The 16145-nt window shown below is 62.6% G+C and carries 7 protein-coding genes; 6 read left to right on the top strand and 1 reads right to left on the bottom strand.

All coding sequences use genetic code 11. The features are described 5' to 3' along the window. Positions 1-5: 5 nt before the first annotated feature. The gene (locus tag ACP691_RS12505) at positions 6-4790 is read right to left on the bottom strand and encodes a dermonecrotic toxin domain-containing protein (protein WP_426153966.1); all 4785 of its coding nucleotides are present in this window, start codon (positions 4788-4790) and stop codon (positions 6-8) included. A 347-nt stretch (positions 4791-5137) separates the two neighbouring features. On the opposite strand from ACP691_RS12505, the gene glgA reads away from it, so the two are divergent. The 6 genes from glgA (at position 5138) to glgX (ending at position 16098) form a co-directional block, all read left to right on the top strand. Then, complete coding sequence (gene glgA / locus ACP691_RS12500; protein WP_426153965.1) at positions 5138-6709, top strand: glycogen synthase GlgA; 1572 nt, start codon at positions 5138-5140, stop codon at positions 6707-6709. A gap of 18 nt (positions 6710-6727) precedes the next feature. Next, on the top strand, positions 6728-8518 hold the full coding sequence (gene treZ, locus ACP691_RS12495; protein ID WP_426153963.1) for a malto-oligosyltrehalose trehalohydrolase: 1791 nt from the start codon (positions 6728-6730) through the stop codon (positions 8516-8518). Then, the gene (malQ, locus tag ACP691_RS12490) at positions 8515-10611 is read left to right on the top strand and encodes a 4-alpha-glucanotransferase (RefSeq protein WP_426153961.1); all 2097 of its coding nucleotides are present in this window, start codon (positions 8515-8517) and stop codon (positions 10609-10611) included. Before treZ ends, malQ begins: the two co-directional genes overlap by 4 nt. Continuing rightward, positions 10608-13394: a malto-oligosyltrehalose synthase gene (locus ACP691_RS12485; RefSeq protein WP_426153959.1), complete on the top strand. Its 2787-nt coding sequence runs from the start codon at positions 10608-10610 to the stop codon at positions 13392-13394. The genes malQ and ACP691_RS12485 overlap by 4 nt, the downstream gene beginning before the upstream one ends. A gap of 15 nt (positions 13395-13409) precedes the next feature. After that, positions 13410-13763, top strand: a complete 354-nt coding sequence (locus ACP691_RS12480) for a DUF2934 domain-containing protein (protein WP_426153957.1) — start codon at positions 13410-13412, stop codon at positions 13761-13763. Positions 13764-13920: 157 nt separating this feature from the next. After that, on the top strand, positions 13921-16098 hold the full coding sequence (gene glgX, locus ACP691_RS12475) for a glycogen debranching protein GlgX (RefSeq protein ID WP_426153955.1): 2178 nt from the start codon (positions 13921-13923) through the stop codon (positions 16096-16098). Positions 16099-16145 lie beyond the last annotated feature (47 nt).

Genomic DNA, 16145 nt, shown 5'->3' with positions numbered 1-16145 from the left:
GGTCCTCATGATAGCGATAAAAACAGCGTCCGGGCCAGGTTGGGCTCGATTCGACTGCGATAGATGCTGACCACCTCCTGATCGTTTCTCGCTTGTTCAAGTTGCTTGTGGTAGCCATCGAAACGCTGGGTGGGGGTCTTCAAGTGCGCCGCCGTGTAACGGTCGGCCGAAGCCGTCATGGTGTCGTAATGAAAATGCGCATACCACAATGGGTGCCCTGTACTGTCGCGAATCTCGTATTCCTGAACGAAGTCCCTGCGCCCCGCTCGCCTCAGCGGCACCCGATCACCGAGGCGATGGATGGTCGCACGCCCTTGGCTTACCAGGAACTGCAGCCTTCCGGGGGTTGGCGGAAGGCTCAGGGTCAGCTCGATTCTTGCTTCGGTGCCAAGGCTGCGAGCGCGCTCGGCCTTTTCCCGCAACTGACGTGCCTTCAGTTCAGCCGATTGCCTGTCGATCGCGGCATCGGTCTCATTCAACCGGGTCAAGGCCCGGTCGATATGTTCGGCCGCTTCTTCAAGCTGGCGGGCACGGTTGTGGAACTGGTCTTCCAGGTCAGCAGGTATGCGAGTGACTCTCTTGAGACGGTTGAGCTGATCGGTTTCTTTACGAGCCGCCGCTAGAGCACGCTCGGCCTCGCGCATATAGGTGCTGAGCTGCTCGACGCGCTCCGGTGCGACCGGCTTTTGCCGCACGGGCTTGGCCCAAAGCCCGGTCTGCGGATCAGGGTGCCAGGTGGCGACTACCTGATTATTCGACGTGACGCTGGCGGTGCGCGTGCCGCTTTGCGTATCGGTACGCACTTCAGCCATCAAGGCCTGGCCGTCCACGGTATGTATCACTTGCAACTGCGTGGCAGTAGAACCGGCCTGGCCCTTGCTCTTTCCGGCCCCTTTCGATGAGCGTACCGGCTGTTTTCCCTTCCTGCGCCTGGAGGAAGTGGGCCTGATGGCCTGCGTACCCTTGGTGGCGCCCCTGGGATGACTGTCATTCCCTTGGGGCATGTCCACCATGGTTTCGCGCAACAAGTCGCTCAGTCGGCTTTCCGCATCGCTCACCAACGCGGCAAGGGTGTTCCTGAGCTTGCCCATGGCTGGGGATTGGAATTGAGGGTCCAGCGTTTGCTCGAAGAGCGCAAGTGCGTCCTCCGCGCGCTGATACTCGCTGATCGCGGTGTCGAATACCTGGATGCTTTCCTGCCGGCTGACATCAGGGCTGTCGACGACCTGCGAATGGGATTCGGCGCAAATGAGGGCAGGTTCCAAGGCCTCCTGCATCTGCCTGGAAAGATCAGGCAATCCACGCACAGGTTCGATAATGATCCCGATCTGGCAATAGACCTGGCTGGCGTAGAGGTCGAGCGCCGAATGTTCCAGCGGCACTATGCTCTCGTTTTGCTTGAGCGCTCTGGCCCCAAGGCCCGGAAACGTTTTTATTTCAGCGATGGTTTCCTGATGAGCCAGGACATAGTCCAGTTCACGTTGACTGTTTTCAGCCTGGCGCTCAAGAAATTGCTGCCAGGCCGGAAGGTCCTCGTCGATAACACGGTTCAATGCCTCCTCCCCTTGGGCACGCATGAAAGGAGAGCTGAAAACATAGGCGCGGTTTAGCTCGGAAAGGTTGTTGGTAATGGCCTTGGATGTACTCAGTAGCCTTCCAAGCAGCCCACATACGCGGTCAGCGAAGTCTGGCAATGGGGTCTGTTCCTGAAGCCCCTTGTATTCCTTGAGGCGGGCCTCCATGCGGCGATAACCTTCGTCGAAGAGAGCATGAAGCTTTTCCCGCTCTTCTACCAAAGCTTCTCCTGCCTCAGTACGGTTATCCAGCTCGTTGGCCAGCGGATTGGTCACCTCCAGCAAGCTGTCGAACTCCTCCACGACCTGATGATACAGTCGTTCGCCCGCGAGACGGACCTGCATGTTCTGCTGGCGGCGGGCCTCGATCCGTCTTTTCGGGCCGCCGCCCCGTAGACGCAGGCGCGTATCCAATATCCAGCGCCCCGCCTCGTCGCGCCGCAGGTAAGGCCCAGGCTCACCTTGTGGTCCAATGATTCGGGGTTCAGGGTCGAAGTTGACCGTAAAGAAATCCTGCCCCCATTTCACCAGGAGCCGATCGGAAGACAGGTAGAGGTCCTTGGTCGGCCCGTGGGGCACCAGGGCAGGCGTACCAATGGACGCGGTTACCCTCAGTCGGCGCAATGCCTGCCGCTGGGTCGCGCTCAAGCTCAGCTCAGGAGACGCCCAGCCCAGCTCGAAGCCCATGGCCGTCGGCACACCCACCGCTTCGGACACGGCAAGCTCACTCAGCCGCGGCAACGGTCCCGGCTCGAAGAACGTCTGCTCCACGCTCAGAGCCGGCACCTCTTGTAGGCCCGGTACCTCTTGAGTGTCATCGGCTTCCTCCCGAGGCGCCCAGGTCCCCGGCTCGTCACCGACCGCGCCGAGCTCTTCGTCCCCGGGCCAGCGAATGGCTTCGCTGAGCAAAAGCATGACGACCGTGAGCAGCAGGTCGCGTCGCGCGCCGTCGCGCTCCGAGGTAGGCTTGTCTTCGGCCTCCAGAAAGCGGACGAAGGCTTCACTGAGCTGGAACAGCCAACCGGCCGTGGCCAAGGGGCCGCTCATAATGGGCAACAGTCCATTGAAAAGGGTCCAGCCCAATTGGGAAAGCGAGATCCAGAAATTCTCGGCATTGGAAACCGATCGCTGCTCCGCCACGCTGATCAGCGCCTCTACCACCTGCGCATAGAGCGAGTCCAGGACAGGAGGCGCCATGGGGGTCAGAACCAGGCGCGCCGGCGCGCCGGTTTCCACGGGAGCGAATTCACTGCCCTGGCCGAAGCGCGCTACCCGGGGCTCGCGGAACCCCCCATGGCTGTATCGGGCACGTCCCAGGTCAGTCATCCAGCGCAACGCGTCATCCTGAACCTCGCCGGGGGCGGCAAGGTCTTCCAGCAAGGCATCCAGCGAACAGAATTGACGTAGCGGCTGAGCATGCAAGGGCCTATACAGCACGCAAGGCCCACCGCTCTGTTCAGTCGCTACGAACACATAGGTAACCGCGATGGCATCCACGCCATAAGCGTCGCCCGCGGTAACGCCCAGGCTCATCATGCGTCCGGGGTTGCTGGCTGGATCCATATCCAGGCCGGAAAACACCAAGTGAGCGCCATCGTTGTCCATGTCACAGGCCTGACGCAAGACAAGTTCCTGGGCCAGTAAGGGTAACTGCAATCTGATCTGGTCCACGAATGCGGCTTTCCGGTTCGCCGCTCCCGGCCCCTCGAGCAGGCTTTCACGTAGCAACTTAGGATATTGGCCGCCGACATCAGCCTGCTGTACCAGGTCGCGCAGCACGTCGCCATCCAGCCAGCCAGGCAAGGTGGTGCCTGGCTTGGCGCTGACCTGTAACCATGCGCCACTGTGCGCAGCCAGGTTGTCGATCAGCAGCGCGGTGAGCGCCAGAGGCTCTGTAATGATTTCCGTGCGAGCTGGTCCTCCCGCGACGGCAGTCGGGTCTGGCACCACATGCTCCAGGCTCAGCCGAATGTTTTCCGGCTCGAGCGATGGCTGTCCTGGATACGCCCTGGCAGCGACGGTACGCAGCCGATCGAGCGCGTAGGCTTCGAGCGTCGGTATGCCTTCAAGGAACCAGGCGTGTCCGCTGAGAATGTCCGCTTGGGTCAGTTGCAGCAACGCTTTGCCGTAACGCCAACGATCGGCCAGCCGAGCCCGCCGCAGCCAGTCGGGCAGCATTGCTTGCAAGCGACGAACCTGCGCGGCCTGGGCATGGCCATCGAGTTGGAAAAAACCGGTAAGCGCATCACTGCTCCACTCAAGCCACTCCGGAGCCCCGGACGATACGCTGGCGCGCACCCGTTCGGTCACGCTGTCGAGTTGCAACAGTTGGGTCTGAAGTAGCGTTCTGGCCAGGGCGACGAACAGGTCGCCTTCGGGCTCCAGCACTTGAAAGCGGGCGCGCTCCAGTATCCCATCCTCCGCCAGGCGCGCGTCGAGAAAGGCTTTCAGGCCATGGGCCTGCAAGAAATAACGAAGGCCAGCGTTTGGCGAAAACAGCAGATAGCTTTCCCTGCTGGCCGACATTGGCAGGATGACCAACAGGTGGGGGTCCAGGCGCACATCGTAAGGCATCGCCTGCGAGCCATTCATGATGTGCATGAGTAACCCGCGCGCCGGAGCCGCGCCCGGTGGCAGGTCACCTTCGACATCGTCCACCAGGCTCAGCGCCACCTCGATGGCCTCATGGGTGATACGGTGCTGCGCATGAGCCAGGTCCAGCTCCCTCCGGTAAGCCAGGCGCAGGTAATCGGCCATCCACTGCCAGGGCGTGGCGCCATGCCCGTCGAATTCGCTCCAGTATCGGCACAAGGCATCCCAATGCGCCTGCATGAGCCAAGGCCGTACAGCATCCAGCTCCTCGGCGAAGCGTTGCAGGTTCATGGACAAAGGCACCCACCGGTCACCCTGCTTCTGTAGCGCCATTTGGTAACCTGGAACCACGGTCAAAGGCGTCTGGCTGATAAACAGCTGGATGAGCAGCCTGGGGAGGCGCAGGTGCTCAGGTTCGCCGGTGGTAGAGGTCTCGATGGGCCAGCCAAGCGCAATGTCCCAGGGACCTCGCTCGATGGGCGGCGTAAGCCGGCTCAGCACCTGAGCAACCAGCTGCGCGGCGGTATCCTCCAGGGTTGGCTGGTCCTTGAATCGCTGCATGGCCTCACCGGTAAGGGAGGCGTGATCACTGAGCATTTGAAACAGGCTGGAAGGTTGCGACATGAAGCGCGCTCCGCGGTGGTGGAAAGCGTCTATGTCAACGCCTGACCTTCCTCGCGATGCGGTAATCCTGTACCGCTTCGCTTGCGCGTAGCGAAGTCCGGAAAGCTTCCTACACTTCTTGATGCGCGAGCCGCTGGTTTGGCAAAGAAATCCGAAACTTCTACCGCACCACCGGGTCAGCTTAACAGTGAGCGGCGCGCCTATTCACAGCGACCCTCGCCCACCCCTCCAGGAGCGTGTGATACCCCGGTTTTCATACCGGTTGGCCGACGGATGTCGGCCTGGGGAATGGATTAGAAAACATTAGAAGTCTGCCAGTAGTCCTTTACGCGACGGGAGAGAGTTTGATGATCAGTGCCGCTGTCGAAACCCACGGAGAGCGTTTCAACCAGCAAGTCAGCGAGGTGACCTCGCTGCCAGCCATTACTTCGACCAGCAAGGTGCTGCAGCCGGAACATATTGCGAATCCCAATCGCAAGAAAGTACTGTTCGTCACTTCGGAAATGGCTGACCTGATCAAGGCCGGTGGCCTGGGTGACGTGTCCGCCGCCCTGCCCCGCGCCATGCGCCATCTGCATGACGTACGTATCCTGATTCCAGGCTACCCCCAGGTATTGGAAAGCGACAACCCCATTCACATTGTAGGGGAGCTCAGCGGCTACGCGGCGCTGCCCCCCTGCAAGGTCGGCCGCATGGATACCGCCGACGGCCTGGTGATCTACGTTTTGATCTGCCCTGAGCTCTATGAGCGCGATGGCAACCCCTATGGCGCCATCAACGGCCGTGACTGGCCGGACAACCATATCCGTTTCGCCCGCCTTGGCATGGCCGCCTGCGATATCGCTGCCGGCCACGGCATGGTTCACTGGAAGCCGGACCTGGTCCATGCCCATGACTGGCCCAGCGGCCTGGCCCCCGCGTACATGCACTGGCGCGGTGTAAAGGTACCGACCCTGTTCACCATCCACAACCTGGCCTACCAAGGTGTGGTCAGCCTGGCGTGCTGCCCCGAGCTGGGCATTCCGGAACATGCACTTCAGCAGGAAGGCATGGAATTCTACGGCAAGCTGTCCTTCCTGAAGGCCGGCATGGCCTACGCCAGCCATATCACCACCGTGAGCGCGACCTACGCCCAGGAAATCACCACCCCTGATTTTGGCTGTGGCCTGGATGGTTTCCTCAGCAGCAAGGCGCAGCAGGGCCTGCTCAGCGGCATACCCAACGGCATCGATGAAAGCTGGGACTCGGCCACCGACGCCCACCTGGTATGCCCGTTCAGCCTCAACGACTGGGAAGGCAAGACAGTGAACGCCGACCATGTGCGCAAGCTCTTCGAGCTGGCGCCCTCACAGGGACCTCTGTTCGCCGTGGTGTCGCGCCTGGTCTACCAGAAAGGATTGGACCTCACCGAAGGCGTCACCGACTACATCGTCCGCAACGGCGGCCAGATCGCGATCATCGGCCGTGGCGAGCCGGAAGAAGAACAGGCCATGCGCGACCTGGCCAAGCGCTACCCCGGGCAGGTGTCAGCCCGCATCGGCTTCAACGAGACCGACGCCCGCCGCATGTTCGCCGGCAGTGACTTCCTGCTGATGCCTTCGCGCTATGAACCGTGCGGCCTGAGCCAGATGTACGCGCAACGCGTTGGCTCCCTGCCGGTGGCACGGCGTACGGGCGGCCTGGCCGATACCATCGAGGACGGCGTGACGGGTTTCCTGTTCGACGAGCCTTCGGTCGCAGCCTACGAAGCGGCTCTGCAGCGAGCCTTCTACGCCTTCAGCAAGCCGGAACTACTCAATGCCATGCGCTGCCGGGCCATGACGCAGCCCTTCAACTGGTCGCAAGCGGTGGAACCCTATGCCGAGCTGTACACCAAGCTGGTGAACCGCTCACATGGACGTGCCGGGCGGCACTACTGATCATCAAGGAGCGCCGCAATGGCTGACCTGCAACCTGTTACCAGGGCCCACGGGGCTGTCCTCGTGGGCGACGACCTGACTCGCTTTTCCCTCTGGGCGCCTGATGCGAACGCCGTCGAGGTGGTGTTCGACGATGGCGAGTCCCTGTCGATGACCTCCGAAGAAGATGGCTGGTTCGTGATCCAGGCCAGTTGCGCGGCGGGCACAGCCTATCGCTATCGAATCGACGGTGAAATGGAAGTCCCGGATCCGGCTTCCCGAGCCCAGCAAAGCGATGTTCATTCAGCCAGTGTAGTGGTTGACCCCGCTGCCTATGAATGGCGCCGTCAATGGCAGGGTCGGCCCTGGCACGAAGCGGTGATCTACGAAGTGCATGTAGGCCTGATGGGTGGTTTCGAGGGAGTGGCCAAGCACCTGCCACGCCTGGCGGCCCTGGGCATTACCGCCATCGAATTGATGCCCATCGCCGAGTTCCCTGGCGACCGTAACTGGGGCTACGACGGCGTGCTGCCCTATGCGCCCGAACACAGCTATGGCAGCCCCGACCAGCTCAAGGCGCTGATCGACACCGCCCATGAGCATGGGCTGATGGTCATCCTGGACGTGGTCTACAACCACTTCGGGCCGGACGGCAATTTCCTCAACAGCTATGCGAAGAGCTTCTTCCGTGAAGACAAGCATACGCCCTGGGGCGCGGCCATCGATTTTCGCCGCCCGCAGGTACGTGAGTTCTTCATTGGCAATGCCCTGATGTGGCTGCTGGACTACCGGTTCGACGGCCTGCGCTTCGACGCGGTCCATGCCATCGAAGATCCCGACTTCCTCGAAGAAATGGCGCGGCGTATCCGCAAGGCCATTCCAGCCGGCCGCCACGTTTGGCTGAATCTGGAAAACGAGCATAACGAAGCGCATCTGCTGCAGAAAGGCTATGACGCGCAATGGAACGACGACGGCCATAACGCCCTGCATGTGCTGCTCACTGGCGAAACCGAGGCCTACTATCAGGACTATGCCGAAGACACGACGAGCAAGTTTGCCCGTTGCCTCGGCGAGGGCTTCGTCTATCAGGGGCATACCAACCGCCATGGAGTAGCCCGCGGCGAGCCCAGCGGCCACTTGAACCCGACGTCTTTCGTGCTCTTCCTGCAGAACCACGACCAGATCGGCAACCGCGCCTTCGGCGAGCGCCTGAGCCAGCTCGCCCCCGAACCGGCCCTGCGGGCCGCGACTACGCTGTTGCTGGCCTCGCCGATGATCCCCCTGATGTTCATGGGGGACGAATGGGCCGCAGCCGAGCCCTTCCAGTTCTTCACCAGCTTCCATGGCGAACTGGCCGAGGCTGTTCGCAAAGGCCGCCGCGCCGAATTCAAGGCATTCAGCGCCTTCCAGGACCCTGAGCGACGCGAAAGGATTCCCGACCCTAACGCCGAATCCACTTTCAATGCCTCTCGCCCTGCCTTCGACCATTTCGAGGCGCACCAGCATGGGCCCTGGGTCGAACTCTATGTGCATCTGTTGAGCATGCGTCGGCGTGACCTCTGGCCCAGGCTTCCGGGGAGCGTGGCCAAGGGCGTGACTGTTCTGGGGGACAAGGCCGTATCAGCTCGCTGGAGACTCGGCGACGGCAGCATCTGGCAGATCGACCTGAACCTGGCCGAGCAGCCCGTTGCGGCGCAATTGCCCTTCGAGCGCCACTGGCTGTTCGATAGTCGTGGCCCGAACGCGCGCTTCGAACGTGTCGGGGAGCTGCCTGGCTATACCGCGCTGGTGAGCCTGATCCCGGCTGACGCGACGGAGGCAGGGGTATGACCGAGAAACTGGATCAAACCCTGGAGGCGCTTGCCCGGCACGTCGGCATCGCCATCAAGTGGAACGATGCCAACAACCGCCCACAGCGGGTATCAGAAGACGTTCTGCGCAAGGTATTGAGCGCCCTGGGCCACCCCGCCGACGATCAGGCCCAGGCAGAGCGAAGCCTGGCAGCCCTCCAGCAAGAAGGTGGCGAAGCCCTGCCGCCCCTGTTGACGGTCGACCACGGGAAGTCACTCGCGCTCAAGGCCTGGTTCAGTCCGGGTTCCCCCTGTGTGGCCTCGCTGGAAAGCGGCGAGCGAATGGAGCTTAGGCTGGATGCGGATGGCGCGCTGCCGGGCCTGCTACCGGTAGGCTATCAGCAGTTGCAGATCGGCGACCGTCATTTCACCGTGGCGGTGGCGCCTGCCCGCTGCTACAACGTGGCCGACGCGCTTGGCACCCCGGCGGCTCGCGCCTGGGGCCTGGGCGTGCAGTTGTACTCCCTGCGGCGGCCACAAGACGAAGGCTTCGGCGATACCCAGGCCCTGGAGAGTTTCGTCAAGGCAGCCGGGGAGCGAGGCGCCGATGCCGTGGCCATCAGCCCGATGCATGCCATGTTCAGCAGTGATGCTTCACGCTACAGTCCTTATTCGCCGTCCAGCCGGCTGTTCTTCAATGTGCTTTACGCCTCTCCAGCCCAGGTGCTGGGTGTCAACGCAGTGGACACGGCCATCGAAGCGGCCAACCTCAAGCACAGCCTGCAAGAGCTCGCCCACCTGGAGCTGGTGGATTGGCCTCGTGCCGCCGAAGCCAAGCTCAAGCTCATTCGTCAGCTTCATTCGGCCTTCAGCCGCGGCGACCATCCCCTGGCGGGCAATTTCCGCGACTTCCGCCATGCCGGTGGGGAAGCGCTGGCCGATCATTGCTGCTTCGAAGCCCTGCAGGCCGAACGCGCGCGCCTGGGGGAGTCTCAGGATTGGCGCCAGTGGCCGGAGGCCCTGCGTCACCCGCGCAGCCCTGAGGTCGCGCGATTCGCCGAGGCCCACCGTGAGGAAATCGAATTCTATGCCTTCGGCCAATGGCTGATCGCGCGCAGCCTCGACCGTGTCCAGCAGGCCGCCCGTGACGCGGGCATGGCCATTGGCGTGATCGCTGACCTGGCTGTGGGTGCCGACGGCGCTGGCAGCCAGGCCTGGAGCCGCCAGGACGAGTTGCTGGCCGCAGTCACGGTCGGCGCCCCGCCCGATATCCTCAACCGCTCCGGGCAAAGCTGGGGCATTTCGGCATTTTCACCCGAAGGGCTCAAGCGCAACGGTTTCCGCGCCTTCATAGAGATGCTCAGGGCCAATTTCGCCCATGCCGGTGGACTGCGCATCGATCATGTGCTCGGGCTGAACCGGTTGTGGGTCATCCCTCAAGGCGAAAAACCTACCCATGGGGCCTACCTGCAGTTCCCTCTGGACGACCTGCTGCGCCTGTTGGCGCTCGAGTCCCATCGGCACAAGGCGATCGTGCTGGGCGAGGACCTGGGCACGGTGCCCGACGGCCTGCGCGAGAAGCTGGCTGCCCGGGACATCCTTGGCATGCGAGTGCTGCTGTTCGAGCAGCATCATACCGGTGCCTTCAAGCCCTTGCTCGACTATCCGGACAATGCCCTGGCCACGACCAGCACTCATGACCTGCCGCCGCTGAAGGGTTGGTGGCGCGCCAACGAGATCGACTGGACGCGACGGCTGGAGTTGATCGACGCGCAGACCGAAGAGCAATGGCGGCAGACCCGTGTGCATGAGAAGAACGGTCTTGAGCACATCCTGCGTCAGGATCCCGAGAACTTCAGCGACGAGCAGCGGGCCGAAGACCTGGCGGACCGGGTGATCGACGCCAGCGTCCGCTTCCTCGGGCATACCCGGGCACCTTTGGTGCTGCTGCCGTTGGAGGACGCCCTGGGCGTGGTCGAGCAGCCGAACCTGCCTGGCACCGTCGACGAACACCCGAACTGGCGGCGCCGTCTGAGCCCCGACGCTGCCGACCTGCTGGACCAGCCCGACCCGGCGCGGCGTCTGGAACTCCTTGCCGTAGCCCGCCGACAAGCCCACGAGCGCGACCGATGAAGCCATTTACCGCCAGTATTCGCCTGCAGTTTCACAAGGACTTTACCCTGGACCATGCCGTGGCCCTGGTTCCCTATTTCGAGAAAATGGGGATCAGCCATGTGTATGCCTCGCCGCTGTTGACCGCTCGGGCCGGCTCCATGCACGGCTACGACGTGGTCGACCCTACCCGGATCAATCCGGAACTGGGTGGCGAGCCGGCCCTGCGGCGACTGGTCGCCGCCCTGCGCGAGCACGGCATGGGGCTGATCCTGGATATCGTCTCCAATCATATGGCGGTGGGCGGGGCCAGCAACCCCTGGTGGCTGGACCTGCTCGAGTGGGGACGGCGCAGCCCTTATGCCAACTTCTTCGATATTCAGTGGAACTCTCCCGACCCGCTGCTCGAAGGGCAACTGTTGATTCCTTTCCTGGGCAGCGATTATGGCAGTGCGCTGCAGAAGGGTGAGATCCCGCTGCGCTTCGACGCCGAGACGGGCAGTTTCTACGTCGAGCACTACGAGCACCGCTTCCCTATCAGCCCGCCGGACTACGCCAGCATTCTCAGCATTGCAGTGGACAACCGTCTCGAGGCATTGGGCGAGCGTTTCGGCAAGCTGTCCCATGGTCCAGACGCCTACAGCGTGGCGCAAGGGCTGCGCGGCGAGCTGGCCAACGTAGCGGCCGAGGGCCCGGCATTCCGCGCGCTGGAGACCGTCCTCAAGTTGTATGACTCCACTACACCGGAGGGCTTCGAACGGCTGCACCGCCTGCTCGAGCGCCAGCATTATCGCCTGGCTAGCTGGCGCACCGCGGCGGACGACATCAACTGGCGGCGCTTCTTCGACATCAACGAACTGGGCGGCTTGCGTGTAGAACGCGGCGACGTGTTCGAAGCCACCCATGCCAAGATCTTCCAGCTGGTAGCCGAGGGACTGGTCGACGGCCTGCGCATAGACCACGTCGACGGCCTGGCCAACCCAAGGGCCTATTGCCGCCGCCTGCGTCGTCGTGTGCAGGGCCTGCTGGCGCAGCGGCCAGCGGCCACTGAGCTGGATCATTTCCCGATCTATGTCGAGAAGATCCTGGGCAACGGCGAACAGTTGCACCGTGACTGGCAGGTGGACGGCACCACCGGCTACGAATTCATGAACCAGGTATCGCTGCTACAGCACGACGGACGTGGCCAGCAATCACTGACCGACCTGTGGGTGCGCTTGAGCGGACGCACTTCGGATTTCATGGAAGAGGTTCGCGCCGGGCGTCGCTTCGTGCTGCACGGCACCCTGGCCGGCGACTTCGAATCGGTGGCTCAAGCGCTGTTGCAGGTGGCTCGTGGCGACCTCATGAGCCGGGATTTCACCCTCGGCGCCATTCGCCGGGCCCTGGAAGCCTTGATCGTGCATTACACCGTCTACCGTACCTACATCACTCCGTGTGGGCGGCCCGCCGAGGATGAGCCGTTCTTCACCCAGGCCGTGGCAGGCGCGCGCGCAGACCTGAGCGAGGGAGACTGGCCGGTACTGGACTTCCTGGTCCGTTGGCTAGGTGGGGAGCCATGGCGTAGCCTGCCAGTCGGCCGTCGACGCCAGAACCTGCGGCGGGCCTGCATACGCTTCCAGCAACTGACCTCCCCTACCGCCGCCAAGGCCATGGAGGACACCGCCTTCTACCGCAGCGCGGTGCTGTTGTCGCGTAACGACGTTGGCTTCGACCCTGAGGTGTTCAGTGCTTCGGTGGAGGCCTTCCATGAAGCCTGCCGGGTCAGGGCCCAGGCGTTCCCACGCAACCTGCTCGCCACGGCCACCCATGACCATAAACGCGGCGAGGACACCCGGGCGCGGCTGGCGGTGATCAGTGAGCGCAGTACCTGGTATGGTGCCCTCGTCGCCCATTGGCAGGCCCTGGCCAGCCCGCTGCGCGGCACCTTCGGTGACGGCCCCGCGCCTACGGGTGGTGATGAGGCGATGCTCTACCAGGCCTTGCTCGGCAGCTGGCCACTCGAATTGGAGGCCGACGATAGCGCAGGGTTACAGGCCTATGCCGAGCGTATGTGGCAGTGGCAACAGAAGGCCCTGCGTGAAGCGAAGCTGGTCAGCAGCTGGAGCGCGCCAAACGAGGCCTACGAAAGCGCCTGTCGCGACTTCCTGCAGGGTCTGCTTACAGACGACTCGGCCCTGGCGTTGCGCCAATCCATCGTCTCGGCCGTACAGACGCTTGCGCCCGGTGGCGCCTTGAACAGCCTGGGGCAGTGCACCCTCAAGGCCACAGTCCCGGGAATTCCTGACCTTTATCAGGGCGCAGACCGCTGGGACTTCAGCCTGGTGGATCCGGATAACCGTCGCCCGGTGGACTACACTGCCCGAAGCGAAGCGCTGGCCCATCTGGATTCACCTGCCGCCCTGCTGGCGGACTGGCGCGATGGTCGCGTCAAGCAAGCTTTGATTGCGGCCCTGCTCCAGGCCCGGGCCAGCGAACCGGCACTGTTCCTGCAGGGAGAGTACCTGCCGCTGCAGGTTCAGGGTGAACAGGCGCACCGGGTGCTGGCATTCGCCCGCCAGCACGAAGGCCGCCATGCCATAGTGGTGGTGCCGAGGGTGTGCAGCGAGTTGCTCGAAGGTGGCGAGCTGCTGGTCCCCGCGCATAAATGGGGCGATACCACTGTTTCGTTGCCTGAACATCTTGCGCAGCACAGATTTAAGGGACTTTTTTCAGCTCAGGCAGTCACATTGGACAAGGACTTGCGGATGAGCGCGGCGCTACAGGAGTTTCCCGTCAATCTCTATCTACAAAGTGACTCGTGATCAGGAGCAATGGATATGAGCGTAAGCGATAAGCGCATCGAGGAATTTGCCTACTATCTGTGGGAATCCGAAGGGCGCCCCGATGGCAAGGACAAGGAACACTGGGAAAAGGCGCGCAAGCTGGCGGAGGCTGAGGACCAGGCCCCGGCGCGCCTGCCCCGCAAGGCTCCGAAAAAGCCGAAGGACGAAGCGCCAGCCGCTGCCGCCAAGGAGCCCGCGGCGCCTCGGGCCAAGGCCGCCAAGCCTGCGCCAAAGGCAGCCGCGGGCAAGGCCGCGCCGGAGCCGGCTTCCACAAGCAAAGCGGCACCGAAGGCGGCCACCGCCGAGAAGAAGCCCCGCGCTAGCCGCAGCAAGCCCGCCGCCAGCTGAACGCAGCTGCAGCGCTCATGGCCCGGTCGGTTTCCGTCGGGCCAATAGCGCGAGCCCGGCCGGCCGCGTGGCAGTTCAGGGTTTGCCCTCTTCGCGGTACCTCCCCTTCGATCTCTGACCCAACTTTACTCTAGCGTACCTACGTGAAGGACTCCCCATGAGCCGGCAAAAGAAAGCTCAAGCACCCGAAGCATCCGCCACTACCGCCTTGATCGACCCGACTCGCATCCGGGAAGGCCTGCCTTTTCCCCTGGGAGCGACCTGGGATGGTTTAGGGGTGAACTTTGCCCTGTTCTCCGCCAACGCCACCAAGGTCGAACTTTGTATCTTCGATTCGGCGGGTGAACAGGAAATTGCCCGGATCGAACTACCCGAGTATACGGATGAGATTTTCCACGGCTACCTGCCTGACGCTCACCCCGGCCTGATCTACGGTTATCGGGTCTACGGCCCTTACGATCCGCAGAATGGCCATCGCTTCAACCATAACAAGCTGTTGATCGACCCTTACGCCAAGCAATTGGTAGGCGAGCTGAAATGGTCTGAAGCCCTGTTCGGCTACACCATCGGCCATCCGGACGACGACCTCAGCTTCGACGAGCGCGACAGCGCGCCTTTCGTGCCCAAATGCAAAGTGGTTGACCCGGCCTATACCTGGGGCCAGGACCAGCCCGTGCGGGTACCGTGGGACAAGACAATCATCTATGAAGCCCATGTGCGCGGCTTGACCATGCGTCACCCTTCGGTGCCGGAACCTGTACGAGGAACCTTTGCCGGGCTGAGCAACCCTGATGTCATCGACCATTTGAAGAAACTGGGCGTTTCATCCATCGAGTTGCTGCCCATCCACGGTTTCGTCAATGACCAGCACCTGCTGCAGAAGGGCCTGAACAACTATTGGGGCTATAACACCATCGCGTTCTTCGCGCCCCATGCCCGCTACTTGGCCAGCGGCAAGATCGCCGAGTTCAAGGAAATGGTCGCACACCTGCACGATGCCGGCCTCGAAGTGATCCTCGACGTGGTCTACAACCACACCGCCGAAGGCAATGAACGAGGCCCTACCCTGTCCATGCGGGGTATCGACAACGCGTCCTACTACCGCCTCATGCCGGATAACAAGCGTTACTACATCAACGACTCCGGCACCGGCAACACCCTGGACCTCAGCCATCCCTGTGTGTTGCAGATGGTGACCGACTCGCTGCGGTACTGGGCCAGCGAAATGCATGTGGACGGCTTCCGCTTCGACCTTGCTACCATTCTCGGCCGTTACCACGAGGGTTTCAGCGAACGCCACAGCTTCCTCGTCGCCTGTCGCCAAGACCCGGTGCTGCGCTCCGTGAAGCTGATCGCCGAACCCTGGGACTGCGGCCCGGGTGGCTACCAGGTCGGTGGCTTCGCTCCAGGCTGGGCTGAGTGGAACGATCGCTTCCGCGACACCGTGCGATCGTTCTGGAAAGGCGATGACGGCAAGTTGGCGGACTTCGCCGCGCGCATGACTGGCTCCGGGGAGCTGTTCAACCAGCGCGGTCGTCGCCCTTTCAGCTCGGTGAATTTCATCACCGCACATGACGGCTTCACCATGAAGGACCTGGTGTCCTACAACGAGAAGCACAACGAAGAGAATGACGAGAACAACCAGGACGGCACCAGCAACAACATGTCCTGGAACCATGGGGTGGAAGGCCCGACGGACGATCGCAACATCATCGAGCTGCGCCTGCGGCAGATGCGCAACTTCTTCTCCACCCTGCTCTTCTCCCAAGGCACACCGATGGTGGTGGCCGGCGATGAGTTCGCCCGCACTCAGAACGGCAATAACAATGCTTATTGCCAGGACAGCGAGATCGGCTGGGTGAACTGGGACCTGGACGAAGACGGCAAGCAGTTGCTCAAGTTCGTCCGCCGGCTGACCAGATTGCGCCTGACCTACCCGATGCTGCGGCGCAATCGCTTCCTTGTGGGCACCTACAATGAGGAGCTCGGCGTCAAGGACGTCACCTGGCTCGACCCCCAGGGTAACGAGATGAGCCCTCAGCAGTGGGAAGAGCCCCACGGCCGTGCCCTGGCCATGCTGCTGGACGGCCGCGCGCAGCCCACCGGTATCCGCAAGCGCGGCGACGACGCTACCCTGCTGATCATCGTCAACGCGCACCATGACGTGGTCAACTTCCGCCTGCCGGAAGTACCCCAAGGCAAGCACTGGGTTTGCCTGGTAGATACCAATCGCCCTGACCTCAACGAACACGAGGCGATCGCCTTCGGTAGCGAATTCATGGTTACCGGCCGGTCGTTCCTGTTGTTCGAGGCTCATCGCGAAAAAGAAGACTAAGCCCGCTTCCGCCAGCTCCCACAGGCAAACCGAGCAACCTTCGGCCG

Origin of the sequence: Pseudomonas sp. DC3200b2 (assembly GCF_049895785.1) — a bacterium.
In the GTDB taxonomy this organism is placed as follows: domain Bacteria; phylum Pseudomonadota; class Gammaproteobacteria; order Pseudomonadales; family Pseudomonadaceae; genus Aquipseudomonas; species Aquipseudomonas massiliensis.
The sequence above is the reverse complement of the archived record's forward strand: the minus strand, read 5'-3'. Positions and strand labels throughout refer to the sequence as shown.

Excerpts from the sequence above, each read along its gene's own strand:
- ACP691_RS12505 (WP_426153966.1), bottom strand. The coding sequence starts at position 4,790 with ATGTCGCAACCTTCCAGCCTGTTTCAAATGCTCAGTGATCACGCCTCC.
- treZ (WP_426153963.1), top strand. The coding sequence starts at position 6,728 with ATGGCTGACCTGCAACCTGTTACCAGGGCCCACGGGGCTGTCCTCGTG.
- ACP691_RS12485 (WP_426153959.1), top strand. The coding sequence starts at position 10,608 with ATGAAGCCATTTACCGCCAGTATTCGCCTGCAGTTTCACAAGGACTTT.
- ACP691_RS12480 (WP_426153957.1), top strand. The coding sequence starts at position 13,410 with ATGAGCGTAAGCGATAAGCGCATCGAGGAATTTGCCTACTATCTGTGG.
- glgA (WP_426153965.1), top strand. The coding sequence starts at position 5,138 with ATGATCAGTGCCGCTGTCGAAACCCACGGAGAGCGTTTCAACCAGCAA.
- malQ (WP_426153961.1), top strand. The coding sequence starts at position 8,515 with ATGACCGAGAAACTGGATCAAACCCTGGAGGCGCTTGCCCGGCACGTC.
- glgX (WP_426153955.1), top strand. The coding sequence starts at position 13,921 with ATGAGCCGGCAAAAGAAAGCTCAAGCACCCGAAGCATCCGCCACTACC.